Source organism: Bacillus sp. SIMBA_154 (assembly GCF_046536015.1).
In the GTDB taxonomy this organism is placed as follows: Bacteria; Bacillota; Bacilli; order Bacillales; family Bacillaceae; genus Bacillus; species Bacillus pumilus_P.
Map to the genome: position 1 here is coordinate 274,311 of NZ_JAWJBV010000001.1, position 14,540 is coordinate 288,850.

Here is a 14,540-nt window from a genome sequence, read left to right on the forward strand (position 1 = left end):
AACCCTCTATATGTCCCCTCATTCTCCTTAATCCCATTTAAGGAGTGTGCTTATGAAATCCCAATCAAACCTTACCCAATTTTTAAGGGACAGTGAGTCCTACAAAACGATCCCGATTGTTGAAACCATTACAGTCGATACACTTTCACCCATTCAAATTGTCGAGAAACTCAAACAGGATATTGTGTATCTGCTAGAAAGCAAAGACGAATCTTCTAGCTGGTCGAGATATTCCTTCATCGGATTACACCCTTTCTTAACCTTGCATGACGACCAAGACCAATATATTGCACGTGACGCTGCTGGGCAGGAAGTGATGCAAAAGCACGAGCTGAAAGATTTACTAGACTGGATGAAAGAGCAATATCAAATCAAGACACCAGATGTTGATATCCCGTTTACAGGCGGGGCCGTTGGGTACTTAAGTTACGATCTCATCCCAAGCATTGAACCTTCTGTCAGGCCGCATAGGAACGCATCGCCGACAGATCATTGCACATTATTTGTCTGTCAAACGATGATTGCTTTTGACCATGAAACGAATCATGTTCATTTTATTCAATACACTCAGCTGACTGGAAATGAAACAAAGGACGAAAAAATACAAGTTTACAAGAAAAATCAAGAGCGGCTTGAATATTTGATTCAGCAGCTTCACACGAAGATTGATATGAAAGAACTGATTTTATCAGGGAATATGAACGAACCACCGTCCTTTGAACAAGTGACGTCAACATATGAAAAAACGCAATTTTTAAAGGACGTAGAAAAAATCAAAGAGTACATTAGAGCGGGTGATATTTTCCAAGGCGTACTCTCACAGCGCTTTGATATCCCTGTGTCAGTGAGTTCATTTGAATTGTACCGCGTGCTTCGGATTGTGAATCCATCTCCCTATATGTATTTTATGAAATTAAAGGATCGCGATTTAGTCGGAAGCTCGCCAGAACGATTAATTCATGCCAAGAATGGGCACTTAGAAATTCATCCAATCGCAGGCACAAGAAAACGAGGAACGACAAAAGAAGAGGATGCTGCACTAGCGAGAGAGCTGCTAGATGATGAAAAAGAAAAAGCAGAGCATTATATGTTAGTAGACCTTGCCAGAAATGATGTAGGCCGCGTGGCAGAATACGGCAGTGTATCCGTCCCGACTTTTACAAAAGTAGTGAACTTTTCACACGTCATGCACATCATCTCCATTGTGACAGGAAAGCTGAAGCAAGATACGCATCCAGTCGATGCGCTTATGTCTGCTTTTCCAGCGGGCACATTAACAGGTGCACCGAAAATTAGGGCGATGCAATTATTAAATGAAATGGAGCCAGAGCCAAGAGAAACGTATGGCGGCTGTATTGCTTATATTGGATTCGACGGCAATATCGACTCCTGTATTACCATTCGCACCATGAGCGTTAAAAATCAGACCGCCTCTATACAAGCAGGCGCTGGTATTGTCGCTGATTCTGTTCCTGAAAATGAATGGGAAGAGACATGTAACAAGGCAGGGGCGCTTCTGAAAGCCATTCAGCTTGCTGAACATATTTTCTCAGAAAAGGAGAGTGTGCAAGATGAATCAACGACTATCAGCTCTTGTTAATGGAGGATTTCTATCAGAAAATGAAGCGAACAGACTCATGCATGATATGATGAGCGGCTCTTTAACAGATGCTGAAGTCGCTGCAAGTCTATCCATTTTAGCGCTTAGAGGGGAAACCTCTGAAGAGATGACAGGCTTCGTGAAAGCAATAAGGCAAAATGCAGCGCCAATGGAAGCGTCGTTTGATGTCGTTGATACGTGCGGTACAGGAGGCGATGGGCTATCGACATTTAATATATCAACTGCCGCAGCCATTGTAGCATCTGCTGCTGGTGCCAAAATCGCCAAGCATGGAAATCGGTCGGTCTCTTCTAAAAGCGGGAGTGCTGACGTGCTAGAATGTCTTGGGATCCAAATTCAGTCCACACCAGAAGAAACAAGACAACAAATACAGCAGAAAAACATGGGCTTTTTATTTGCACCGCTCTATCATTCATCTATGAAACAAGTAGCAGCAGTCCGAAAGCAGCTTGGATTTCGGACGGTATTTAATCTATTAGGTCCGCTTTGCCATCCGATGCAAGCCAAAAAGCAAATCATCGGGGTGTATTCAAAGGAAAAGGCAAAATTAATGGCGAAAGCCCTTGCGCCTTTAGAGCCAGAACATGTCCTGTTTGTTTGCGGAGAAGATGGGCTGGATGAATTAACGATTACAGCAAATTCATATGTCATTGAACTCAGGAAAAATGTCATAACAGAATATACACTAAACCCAGAAGACTTTGGACTGGAAAAAGGGCACTTATCAGACATTCAGGTCCAGTCACCGGAAGAGAGTGCTAATTTAATTCAGAATATATTGAATCATCAAACGGGAGGAGCGCCGCTTCATATTACAGCCCTCAATGCTGGAGCAGCACTATATGTCGCAGGAAAGTCAGAAAGTCTGATGGCAGGAACATTAAAAGCGTTAGAAACGATTAAAAATGGCGCAGCCAAAGAACAATTGGCCCGTTTAAAACAAAAAAAGAAAGAGGAAGAGATCTATGCTTAATCAAATTATCGCGCGTAAAAAAGAACATATCCAAACCTTGCAATTACCTGATGATGGACACTATGAAAGACGATCATTTAAAGCAGCACTTATGAACCCTCATCGCTCGATCGGACTTATTGCTGAGGTGAAAAAAGCGTCTCCTTCCAAAGGCATCATTCAGCCAAATTTTGATCCTTTACAAACAGCAAAAGCATACGAAAAATCAAATGCAGATTGCTTATCTGTCTTAACGGATGAACCGTTTTTCCAAGGGAAAAACGAGTACTTGTCCCTCATTAAAGAACATGTAGCATGTCCAATTTTAAGAAAAGATTTCATCATTGATTCCATACAAGTAGAAGAATCAAAACGCCTAGGGGCTGATGCCATCTTATTAATTGGAGAAGTCCTTGAGCCGCAAAAGCTGTATGAGCTGTATGCTGAAGCAAAAGAAAAAGGACTTGATGTCCTCGTTGAGGTACATGCAGCAGATACACTGGCAAACATTTTAAACATTTTCACCCCTGAGATCATTGGAGTGAACAACCGGAATCTAAATACATTTACAACAACAGTCGAGCAAACAAAAGAGATTGCACCACTTGTTCCAAAGGATGTCTTACTAGTGAGTGAAAGCGGTATTCAGACATTTGATGATCTGACCTTTGTGAAGAATCATGGAGCAAGCGCTGTTCTTGTTGGCGAATCATTAATGAGAGAGCAATCTCAGGAAAAAGCCGTTAAAGCGTTGTTTGGAGAATGAACATGACGAAGCCTTATGTAAAATATTGCGGGGCTGTCACGCAAGAGGACGTCGATTGCATCGCGCAATCTCAAGCGGATGCGATCGGATTTATCTTTGCTCCAAGTAAAAGACAGGTCCATCCAGATCAAGTGAAGCAATGGCTAGCACAAACGAAGTGCGAGAAAGATACCGCCGGTGTATTTGTGAATGAAAAGATACAAAAAGTGTGCGACATCATAAAGCACATTCCTTTAGATATCGTCCAGCTTCATGGAGATGAAACACGAGAACACGCAAAAGAAATAAAAGAGCAAACAGGGGCTATTGTATGGAAAGTATTTCACCACGAGCCCAATTTAACAGGAACGCTCGAAAAAATGACGGCATTTGCGCCCTTTGTCGACGGCTTTCTCATTGACGCGAAAGTAAAAGGGATGAGAGGCGGTTCTGGAACAGCTTTTGCATGGGAGGCGGTACCTTCATATGTTCAGCATGCAAAGCATTTGCGCAAAAATTGCGTCATTGCAGGCGGAGTGACGCCAGTAACGATTACAGAGCTGCTTGCCTATGGTCCAGAAGCGATCGATCTTTCAAGTGGAATAGAAGAAAACGGGAAGAAAAGCATAGCAAAGATCAAAGCGCTCGAAGAAAGGATGTTAAACGATGTACGCATATCCAAATGAGATTGGCAGATATGGAGAATTCGGAGGGAAATTTGTCCCAGAAACGCTCATGCAGCCACTAGAAGAAATTGAGAAAGCATTTCGTGACTTAAAAGAAGACCCTGCTTTTCAAAAGGAATATATATCGCTTCTGAAAAACTATTCAGGCAGACCGACTGCGCTCACATATGCTGACCAATTATCAGCATACGTCGGTGGTGCAAAAATCTATTTAAAAAGAGAAGATTTAAACCATACAGGCGCTCATAAAATTAACAATGCACTTGGTCAGGCCCTGCTAGCGAAAAAAATGGGGAAATCAAACATTATCGCCGAAACAGGAGCAGGTCAGCACGGAGTAGCCGCTGCAACGGTGGCAGCAAAGTTTGGATTATCCTGCACCGTATTTATGGGAAAAGAAGACGTGGAAAGACAATCACTCAATGTATTCCGAATGAAACTGCTCGGCGCTGAGGTCATACCTGTCACAAGCGGGAACGGCACATTAAAAGATGCAACCAACGAAGCCATCCGCTATTGGGTCCAGCACTGCAGCGATCATTTTTATATGATTGGATCAGTCGTTGGACCTCATCCGTATCCTCAAATCGTCAGTGAATTCCAGCGGATGATCGGTGATGAGGCAAAATCGCAAATACTTGAAAAAGAAGGTCAGCTTCCTCATAAAGTCATTGCCTGCGTTGGCGGCGGGAGTAATGCCATTGGAATGTACAGAGCATTCTTAGATGAAGAGGTAGATATCATTGGTGTAGAAGCAGCAGGGAAAGGAATAGATACCCCCCTTCATGCAGCGACCATCACGAAAGGAACAAAAGGTGTAATTCATGGATCTTTAACATATCTGATCCAAGACGAATTTGGCCAAATTATTGAGCCGTATTCTATTTCCGCTGGATTAGACTATCCCGGGATCGGACCAGAGCACGCATATTTGCATGCAAGCGGCCGGGTTCAATATGTCAGTGCCACTGATCAAGAAGCACTAGATGCGCTAAAGCTGCTGACAGAAAAAGAAGGAATCCTGCCAGCGATTGAATCAGCACACGCCTTAGCCAAAGCGTTTGAGATGAGCCGGAATATGAGTGAAGACGAAATCGTCCTTGTCTGCCTGTCAGGAAGGGGAGATAAGGACGTGCATACATTAATGAATGTGCTTGAAAGTGAGGACAAAACAAAATGATCACATTTCAATTAGAGCAAGATGAGAAATTATTCATTCCATTTATCACGGCAGGAGATCCGTCAGAAGAGATCACCATTGATTTAGCCATCACTCTTCAAGCAGCTGGTGCACATGCGATTGAACTAGGTGTTCCTTATTCCGATCCACTAGCGGACGGTCCTGTCATTCAAAGAGCCTCCAAAAGAGCTCTAAATCATGGCATGAATATCGTAAAAGCGATAGAATTAGCAGGGAAGATGAAAAAAAACGGTGTGGAAATTCCCGTAATTCTATTTACGTATTACAATCCTGTGTTACAATTAGACACAGAATACTTTTTCGCTTTACTGCGCAAAAATCATATTTCGGGACTCTTAACACCCGACTTGCCGTTTGAAGAGAGCAGCGAGCTGCAAGAAAACTGTCAAACACATGACATTTCATATATTTCGCTCGTTGCACCAACAAGCAAAGAACGATTAGAAAAAATCGTAGAGCAGGCAGAAGGTTTTGTGTATTGTGTTTCATCTCTTGGTGTAACAGGTGTCCGGCAATCATTTGACGCATCAATTACTGATTTTATTCAACAAGTGAAACAGCTGAGTCACATACCGGTTGCGGTAGGTTTTGGCATTTCAACAAGAGAGCAGGTAGACTCAATGAATAAATTGAGTGACGGTGTCGTTGTAGGCAGTGCACTTGTGAAAAAAATTGAAGAGCTTCAAGAACAATTGTTAGCAAGTGATACACGTCAAGATGCTTTAAGAGAATTTGAAACATATGCAAAAACATTTAGTCCCCTCTATTCATTCAAATGAGGTGAAACATTTTGCAAATCAAGGATCAATTAAAACAACTAAAACCGTATCAACCTGGGAAACCAATTGAAGAGGTCAAAAAAGAATATCAATTAGACAAAATTGTGAAATTGGCTTCAAATGAAAACCCTTTTGGATGTTCCACACATGCAAGAGAGGCGATACAAGCCGAGCTTGAACAATTAGCGATTTATCCAGATGGATACAGCGCGAGTTTAAGAACGAAGCTGGCCGAATTTCTTCAAGTGAGTGAAAAACAATTAATATTCGGGAATGGCTCAGATGAACTTGTGCAAATTATTGCTAGAGCATTCCTTGACCAACATACAAATACCGTCATTCCGTCTCCATCTTTTCCGCAATACCGTCACAATGCAGTGATTGAACATGCAGAGATTCGAGAAGTGCCTCTTTTAGAGGAAGGAGCTCACGATCTCCAAGGGATGCTGAATGCGATTGATGAAAAAACGAAGGTCTTGTGGGTATGTAATCCAAATAACCCGACTGGGAATCATTTATCAGAAGCAGAGCTTGTGGCGTTTTTAGATCAAGTACCACCTCACGTGCTTGTCGTTCTAGATGAAGCGTATTTTGAATACGTTCGGGCGGAAGACTTCCCGAACAGTTTATCTTTATTAAACTCATATCAAAATATCATCGTACTTCGTACGTTTTCTAAAGCCTATGGGCTTGCGGCGCTTCGAGTAGGCTATGGGATTGCGTCAGAGGAACTGATTACTGCCATTGAACCAGCGAGAGAGCCATTTAATACAAGTCGTATCGCTCAGGCAGCTGCGCGTGCAGCCATAAAAGATCAAGACTTTATTCAATCGTGTAGACAAAAAAATGAAGCAGGTCTTATGCAATATCAAGAATTTGCTGACCGTTTTGGACTATTTATCTATCCGTCTCAAACAAACTTTGTACTCATTGATTTTAAAAGAGATGCAGACGAACTGTTTCAAGCATTATTGAAAAAAGGCTATATTGTTCGTTCTGGTAAAGCACTTGGTTTCCCAACTTCTTTACGTATTACTGTGGGAACAAAGGAGCAAAATGAAGAAATTCTAACTACACTTGCCGATTTATTACAAGGCATTCGTGCGTAGCATAACAATGAAGTCATATCCTGCTATAGGATATGGCTTTCATTGTACCAATCCAATATACATATAAGCTTTTGAAATGGCTTGTTTAATTTTTGCGAAAAATCAGGTGATGAACATGAACGATGCAAACGAAACAATATTAATCGCTGGACTTGGTTTAATTGGTGGTTCCATTGCACTGTCGATTAAAAAAGAGTATCCTCATAAAAAAATTGTAGGCTACGATGTTTCCAAAGAGCAAATGGTTGCTGCAACAAAGCTGGGTATCATTGATGCAACAGCCGATTCATTAATGGCAGGTCTAAATGAAGCATCAACCATTATTTTGGCAACGCCAGTCCAACAAACAGTCAAGATGCTTAGTGATATTGCAGCATCTGGGATTGAAAGAGAGCTCACGATTACTGATGTTGGCAGCACAAAGCAAAAGGTCGTCAATTTTGCTGAAAAAACGCTGCCTGATCACTACCAATTTATTGGTGGACATCCAATGGCAGGCTCTCATAAGTCAGGTGTCATTGCAGCGAAAGACTTTTTATTTGAAAATGCATTCTACATTTTAACGCCGGCAAAGGAAACGAATCGTCAGGCTGTTGATCGTTTGAAGGATTTGCTAAAAGGGACACATGCTCATTTCATTGAGATGACCCCAGAAGAACATGACGCTGTGACAAGTGTTATTAGTCATTTCCCTCATATTGTGGCAGCCAGTCTTGTGCATCAAGCGCATCATTTTGAAGAACAATTTCCTCTTGTAAAACGGTTTGCTGCTGGAGGCTTTCGTGATATTACGCGAATTGCTTCAAGTAATCCTGCAATGTGGCGAGATATCCTTCTGCACAATAAAAACAAGATTTTAGATCGGTTCCATGAATGGAAAAAAGAGATCGGCCGCATTGAGTCCTTTGTGCAGCAAGAAGACGCTGAAGGATTGTTCTCATATTTTCAAGATGCGAAGGAATATCGCGATGGTCTTCCTCTGAGGAAAAAAGGAGCGATTCCTGCTTTCTATGACCTTTATGTGGATGTTCCGGATCACCCGGGGGTCATTTCGGAGATTACAGGATATTTAGCTAGTGAAAACATCAGTATTACGAATATCCGGATTATTGAAACACGAGAAGACATTAACGGGATTTTACGCATTAGTTTTCAAACAGATGATGATCGCAAGCGTGCAGAAATCTGTATAAAAAAGAGAGCGAATTACGATACATTTTATGCTGACTGAGGTGACAAACATGAAAATTCATAAAAATGCTCCTATGAACGGAGAAATTCATATTCCAGGCGATAAATCCATTTCTCATAGATCCGTGATGTTTGGTGCAATTGCTGATGGGACAACGGTGGTGAAAAACTTTCTTCCTGGAGCCGATTGTTTAAGTACGATTGATTGCTTTAGAAAGATGGGCGTTGAAATCGAACAAAAAGGTACAGATGTGATCATTCATGGCAAGGGATTGAAAGAGCTTAAGGAGCCGGTTGACATCCTCGATGTTGGTAATTCTGGTACAACCATTCGATTAATGATGGGGATCTTAGCTGGTTGTGAGTTTCACAGTACAATGATCGGTGACGAAAGTATTGCCAAAAGACCAATGAAACGGGTGACGGGTCCGCTTAAACAACTAGGAGCCAAAATAGATGGCAGAGCAAACGGCGAGTATACGCCACTGTCTATTCGTGGTGGCAATTTAAAAGCCATCTCTTATGAGTCTCCTGTTGCAAGTGCACAAATTAAGTCTGCTGTCCTTTTAGCTGGACTTCAAGCAGATGGAACGACGACGTTAACTGAACCACATAAATCAAGAGATCATACAGAAAGAATGCTCTCAATGTTTGGTGTCTCGCTAAATGAAGATGCACAAAGTGTTTCAATCAAAGGTGGACAAACGTTAAAAGCAACAGATATATTTGTCCCTGGGGACATCTCTTCAGCTGCGTTCTTCCTTGTAGCTGGATCTATCGTTCCTAACAGCCGGATTGTATTAAAAAATGTCGGCCTAAATAAAACAAGAACGGGTATTATTGATGTTCTGAAACAAATGGGTGCGAATCTTGACATCAATGAAGTGGATGCCAAAGGCGGAGAACCATATGGTGATTTAACGATTTCTACCTCTTCATTAAAAGGGATTGAAATTTCTGGTGATATGATCTCAAGACTCATAGACGAAATTCCTATTATTGCGCTTCTTGCTACCCAAGCGGAAGGAACGACGATCATTAAAGATGCTGCTGAGTTAAAAGTAAAAGAAACCAATCGAATTGATACAGTGGTTTCTGAACTCAAAAAACTTGGTGCCGATATTGAAGCAACGGATGATGGAATGAAAATTCATGGTAAAACCACGCTTACAGGCGGTGCAGTCGTCTCAAGCTACGGAGATCACAGAATCGGTATGATGTTAGGAATTGCCGCATGTATCACAGAACAAGCAGTCGAGATTGAAGATACAGATGCCGTGCGTGTATCTTACCCGAATTTCTTTGAACACATTGAATACTTAACGAAAACAGTCTGAGGATGTCCTCAGGCTTTTTCTTTCCTTTTGCATATTTGAAAGAAATATAGCATAGCTTGTCTCAAGGTGAAACCTTGAAAAAAATCATTTTGCCCGATAAAAAATGATTTTCGAGTGCCTGCAGTTTATAAATCGTCAGTTTCGTAAAGGATTAATTGAAAAAGAGTCTTTAAAAAACTAAAATGGGTTCATTTTAAAAGGGCAACATATTTGCTGGATGTGTAGCTGTCGATTATGATATGAAGTAACAACAGTTTAAGTTTTTGGAAACAGAAAGGAACGGTTTGATTTGAATAGTTCATTACAAGAAGCCATAAAATTAGTTGAGGCAGGTGAGACTGAAAAAGGACTTCAAACACTTGCTCGAGCAGAAAAGCAGTTGCATGATGAAGAAAAAGCGCAGGCAGCTCAGTTATATTATGACTGGGGAGATATCGACAAAGCGCGGAATCTCATTAGTGATTTACATGATTTATATCCAGAGGAAACCGGATTAACGTGTTTTTATGCAGAGCTATTAATTGACTCAGATGAAGAAGAGAAGGCGATTGCTGTATTAGAAACGATTCCTGAAGATGACGATGCGTATCCAGAGAGTTTATTATTAATGGCAGATTTGTATCAAATGCAAGGACTATTTGAAGTCAGTGAACAAAAGCTTTTAAAAGCGAAAGAACTACTTCCGAATGAAGCCATCATTGATTTTGCATTAGGTGAATTGTATTTTTCTCAAGGGCTTTCAAAGAAAGCAGCCGACTATTTCTACAAAGTGGCAGATCAACAAAATGAGGTTGGCGGCGTCAATGTATACCAGCGGCTCGCTGAATCCCTCAGCACAGCTGGGGAATTTGAGGATGCGCTTGAATGGTACGAAAAGGCAGTAAAAGATCAAGCGGACCCGAATACACTCTTTGGCTATGGATTTACAGCGATGAGAGCTGGCAGAACGAAAACAGCCATTCAGCAGCTTTCACAACTAAAAGATATTGATCCGTCTTATTCATCACTTTATATGCCTTTAGCGAAAAGTTATGAGGAAGAAGGGCTATATCACGAGGCTTTAGAGGTAGTAAAAGAGGGTATTAAAGTTGATGAGTATAACAAAGAATTATATTTATATGGTGCAAAGATTGATTTGAAAAATGGTGATTCAGAAGATGCGAAAAAGCTGCTTCAAGAAGCACTTGCTCTTGATCCAGGATATATTGAAGCGATTCAAACATTGCTTGCGATCTATCTAAATGAAGAACTTTTTGATGAAATCCTTGATGTCATTAAAGAAGTGAAAAGTTTTGGGGAAGATGATCCAAAATGGAATTGGTATGCTGCATCTGCTTCTGTCGGACGAGAGGAATACAAAGAAGCAGCCGAGTACTTCAAGCTTGCTCTGCCTGATTTTGATGAGGAGCGTGACTTTTTATATGAATACGCTTCGTTCCTTTTAGAAGAAGGCAGACAAAAAGAAGCCTTGCCGTTATTGCGTAAAGTTCTTCAGAAAGATGGCACGAATGAAGAAATTGAAGAAACGATTTTAAGAATTGAAGACGAAATTTCCTTATAGTTTGCAGGAATGAAGAACTGGTTTGTTGAATAATTCATGTATAGCAATTTAATTTACGATAGAGGAGGGAATAACATGCAGACCCCTGTTTCTGTCAATGAAAAAAAGGAATTTATCCGGTGGTTCTTAAACCATTATCAGTTAAAGCGAAGAGAGTGTGTTTGGATATTAAATTATTTAATGAGTCACGACTCTTTGATGGAAAAGGTTCATTTTGTAGAGCAAGCAGAATTTTGCCCAAGGGGAATCATTATGTCAACACACTGTGTGGATGAAGTTCCCTTTAGATTTTATAAAGAAAACATTATGACGACAGATGCTGAAAAGTCATTTCATGATATTCGTTTGAATAAACAGCAAGATTTGTTTATTCAATTGAATTTCCGTTCTGCGTATCGTTCGCCGGAATATGCAGCTGTTCTTGAAACAAATCCACATATTCCAAAGGATCTTTATGAAAATGAAAAAGATAAAGATCTTGCTGAGAAAGTGCTCGAGCACTCTATCGCTACTTTCCAAAAAGAACGACTTATGAAAGAAATAGATGAAGCACTTGACCGTCATGATCAAGAAACATTTAATAAGTTAGCAAAAGAATTAAGCCTATTATCATAAACTGAACCAATAAGCCTTGCCCTATACAGGCAGGGCTTATGTCATGAAAGAGGGGAAATAGATGAAGTTTCAGGCGGAGGATGCGGATCGCTTTTTGCAATCTAAAGATTACATTGATACCGCTATCATTCCATTAGTTGGAATAGATGCGAACCAAATCAAACAAACCGTGTCTCTAGGTGAGTTTACAATTCTTGTGGCAGAGGAACTTGAAAGGCAACTGAAAGGGCGAGTGTTTCTTTTTCCATCACATACATATTTAGAAGTAATTGATCGTAAACAAGACGACACACTTGCGGTCAAGCAGTCCTTACAAGAGCATTTTCAGCATGTCGTGTTCATCACATCTGATCACAACTGGAAGGAGCATTCAGAAATCAGTGAAACACTATTTCTGTTGAAGCCGGTTCCGCTAGAGCACTTAAAGGTCGAATTAAAGCAAAAAGTCATTCAAGATAGTGTAGAACAAATTTTGAACTTTTTGTTACAAAAATGGAACCCTTCATAAAAACCCTTACATTTGCATTGTACATAGCTTTTTAGGCTGTTGACCTTGTGAATAGATTGATATATTATGAGGGTGTCCTAGTTTTATGAAATTTTTTCTAATTCAGTTATAAAGTAGCTGACGACCTGAGGGGGGGAGAAAAAAATGAGCGAGAAGAGACATGGAGTGTCCAGGCGTCAATTTTTGAATTACACGTTGACCGGCGTGGGGGGATTTATGGCCGCTGGAATGCTCATGCCTATGGTTCGCTTTGCGCTTGACCCTGTGCTAAAAGGAACAGAGGATCAGGATATGGTTCAAGTTGTCAGTGTCGATGAACTGACGAAGGAACCGAAGCGCTTTGACTTTAAAATTGATCAAGTAGATGCGTGGTATGAGTCAAAGGAATCTAGGTCAGCATGGGTGTACAAAGAAGGGGATGAAATTGTCGCTTTATCGCCAATCTGTAAACATTTAGGATGTACAGTGAACTGGAACAGTGATCCGAAAAATCCAAACAAATTTTTCTGCCCGTGTCACTATGGGCTGTACGACAAGGATGGTACAAACGTACCCGGAACTCCACCGCTTGCACCGCTTGACCATTATAAGCAGCAAGTGAAGGACGGATACCTCTATCTTGGAAAAGCTGTGCCGAAAGGGGAAGGGTAACGATGCTTAACAAGATTTACGATTGGGTAGATGAGCGGCTAGACATTACACCGATATGGAGAGATATTGCGGATCATGAGGTGCCAGAGCACGTCAATCCAGCGCATCATTTCTCCGCTTTTGTGTATTGTTTTGGCGGTCTAACGTTTTTTGTGACAGTCATTCAAGTCCTTTCGGGCATGTTTTTAACGATGTATTATGTGCCGGACATTAAAAATGCATGGGAATCTGTCTATTATTTGCAGAATGAAGTGGCATTTGGTCAGATTGTCAGAGGAATGCACCACTGGGGTGCGAGTCTAGTGATTGTCATGATGTTTTTACATACGCTAAGGGTCTTTTTCCAAGGGGCGTATAAAAAGCCTAGAGAGTTAAATTGGATTGTTGGTGTGCTCATTTTCTTTGTGATGCTTGGACTTGGTTTTACAGGTTATCTTTTACCATGGGATATGAAGGCGCTGTTTGCGACGAAGGTTGGTCTTCAAATTGCAGAGGCAACACCTTTCATTGGAAAAGAGATCAAAACGCTGCTTGCAGGTCATCCTGACATTGTAGGAGCACAAACGCTGACGAGATTTTTCGCTATCCATGTCTTTTTCTTGCCAGCGGCATTATTTGGGCTGATGGCTGCCCACTTTATTATGATTCGTAAGCAAGGAATTTCTGGACCGCTATAAAAATTTGCGTTTGATGAATGTTCAATGAGGAGGGGATGACTTTGCATAGGGGAAAAGGGATGAAGTTTGTCGGAGATTCTAGAATTCCGGCAGAAAGGAAACCTAACATACCTAAAGACTATTCCGAATATCCGGGAAAAACAGAAGCCTTTTGGCCGAACTTTCTTTTAAAGGAATGGCTTGTAGGTGCCGTTTTTTTAATTGGATTTCTTGTCCTAACTGTTGTTCATGCACCTCCGCTTGAGCGGATGGCTGATCCAACAGATACTGGCTACATTCCGCTGCCAGATTGGTATTTCCTATTTTTGTACCAGTTATTAAAATATGAATTTGCTGCAGGAAGCTATACTGTAGTTGGCGCGATGATTATGCCTGGGATTGCGTTTGGTGCACTATTGCTCGCACCATTTCTTGATTCTGGTCCTGAACGCAGACCGTATAGAAGACCGGTTGCAGTGGGGATGATGATCCTTGCAGTTGGTGCAGCAATATATTTAACTTGGGAGTCTGTTGCTACTCATGATTGGGAAGCAGCTGCGAAACAAGGTGAAATTAAGAAAGAAGCGGAGATTGACACCTCAGCCGAAGAGTATAAAATTTATCAAGAGCAGACATGTATCTCCTGTCACGGGGATAATATGCAAGGCGGAGCAGCTGGACCGTCACTTGTTGACAACGGTCTTCCGCCTGAGGAAATTGCTAAAATTGCTGTAGAAGGAAAAGGCAACATGCCTAAGGGTATCTTTAAAGGCAGCGATGAAGAACTTGAAAAGCTCTCTAAATATTTATCTGAGGTCAAATCAAAATAATTCAGTTGTTTAAATGCAAGTACAAGGATATACTCAAAAGAGAAAAAAGCTGGCGCTGTCAGCTTTTTTCTGATTTTAACAGATCGTGAGTGAAGAGA

The 14,540-nt window shown here is 41.2% G+C and carries 15 protein-coding genes; all 15 read left to right on the top strand.

All coding sequences use genetic code 11. From position 1 onward, the window contains the following. The first annotated feature begins 52 nt into the window (after positions 1-52). Positions 53-1,600, top strand: a complete 1,548-nt coding sequence (gene trpE / locus R0K30_RS01570; RefSeq protein ID WP_410608698.1) for an anthranilate synthase component I — start codon at positions 53-55, stop codon at positions 1,598-1,600. After that, the gene (gene trpD, locus R0K30_RS01575; RefSeq protein WP_230030327.1) at positions 1,572-2,594 is read left to right on the top strand and encodes an anthranilate phosphoribosyltransferase; all 1,023 of its coding nucleotides are present in this window, start codon (positions 1,572-1,574) and stop codon (positions 2,592-2,594) included. The genes trpE and trpD overlap by 29 nt, the downstream gene beginning before the upstream one ends. After that, positions 2,587-3,339 (top strand): indole-3-glycerol phosphate synthase TrpC, encoded by a 753-nt coding sequence (gene trpC, locus R0K30_RS01580; RefSeq protein ID WP_410608700.1) that lies wholly within the window; start codon positions 2,587-2,589, stop codon positions 3,337-3,339. The genes trpD and trpC overlap by 8 nt, the downstream gene beginning before the upstream one ends. A gap of 2 nt (positions 3,340-3,341) precedes the next feature. Next, the gene (locus tag R0K30_RS01585) at positions 3,342-4,004 is read left to right on the top strand and encodes a phosphoribosylanthranilate isomerase (RefSeq protein ID WP_410608702.1); all 663 of its coding nucleotides are present in this window, start codon (positions 3,342-3,344) and stop codon (positions 4,002-4,004) included. After that, positions 3,985-5,184 carry a tryptophan synthase subunit beta gene (gene trpB, locus R0K30_RS01590; protein WP_099728078.1) on the top strand — a complete coding sequence of 400 codons (1,200 nt, stop codon included), beginning with the start codon at positions 3,985-3,987 and terminating at the stop codon, positions 5,182-5,184. Before R0K30_RS01585 ends, trpB begins: the two co-directional genes overlap by 20 nt. Further along, positions 5,181-5,984 carry a tryptophan synthase subunit alpha gene (trpA, locus tag R0K30_RS01595; RefSeq protein ID WP_099728077.1) on the top strand — a complete coding sequence of 268 codons (804 nt, stop codon included), beginning with the start codon at positions 5,181-5,183 and terminating at the stop codon, positions 5,982-5,984. Before trpB ends, trpA begins: the two co-directional genes overlap by 4 nt. 11 nt (positions 5,985-5,995) lie before the next feature. Next, a complete protein-coding gene (gene hisC / locus R0K30_RS01600; RefSeq protein ID WP_410608705.1) occupies positions 5,996-7,093 on the top strand; it encodes a histidinol-phosphate transaminase in 1,098 nt (365 codons plus the stop codon). A 115-nt stretch (positions 7,094-7,208) separates the two neighbouring features. Beyond that, on the top strand, positions 7,209-8,324 hold the full coding sequence (locus R0K30_RS01605; RefSeq protein WP_410608707.1) for a prephenate dehydrogenase: 1,116 nt from the start codon (positions 7,209-7,211) through the stop codon (positions 8,322-8,324). 10 nt (positions 8,325-8,334) lie between these two features. Beyond that, positions 8,335-9,621, top strand: coding sequence for a 3-phosphoshikimate 1-carboxyvinyltransferase (gene aroA, locus R0K30_RS01610; RefSeq protein ID WP_410608709.1), 1,287 nt, complete (start codon positions 8,335-8,337; stop codon positions 9,619-9,621). Positions 9,622-9,910: 289 nt separating this feature from the next. Further along, complete coding sequence (locus R0K30_RS01615; protein ID WP_099728074.1) at positions 9,911-11,182, top strand: tetratricopeptide repeat protein; 1,272 nt, start codon at positions 9,911-9,913, stop codon at positions 11,180-11,182. A 75-nt stretch (positions 11,183-11,257) separates the two neighbouring features. Beyond that, positions 11,258-11,797 (top strand): ReoY family proteolytic degradation factor, encoded by a 540-nt coding sequence (locus R0K30_RS01620; RefSeq protein ID WP_008344562.1) that lies wholly within the window; start codon positions 11,258-11,260, stop codon positions 11,795-11,797. A gap of 61 nt (positions 11,798-11,858) precedes the next feature. Further along, entirely contained in the window at positions 11,859-12,305 is a 447-nt protein-coding gene (locus R0K30_RS01625; protein WP_230030325.1) for a YpiF family protein, read from the top strand. Positions 12,306-12,449: 144 nt separating this feature from the next. Further along, positions 12,450-12,956, top strand: a complete 507-nt coding sequence (locus R0K30_RS01630) for a ubiquinol-cytochrome c reductase iron-sulfur subunit (RefSeq protein ID WP_007500911.1) — start codon at positions 12,450-12,452, stop codon at positions 12,954-12,956. Between the two features lie 2 nt (positions 12,957-12,958). Next, complete coding sequence (qcrB, locus tag R0K30_RS01635; protein WP_003215804.1) at positions 12,959-13,633, top strand: menaquinol-cytochrome c reductase cytochrome b subunit; 675 nt, start codon at positions 12,959-12,961, stop codon at positions 13,631-13,633. A gap of 41 nt (positions 13,634-13,674) precedes the next feature. Then, the gene (locus R0K30_RS01640; protein WP_099728072.1) at positions 13,675-14,442 is read left to right on the top strand and encodes a menaquinol-cytochrome c reductase cytochrome b/c subunit; all 768 of its coding nucleotides are present in this window, start codon (positions 13,675-13,677) and stop codon (positions 14,440-14,442) included. Positions 14,443-14,540 lie beyond the last annotated feature (98 nt).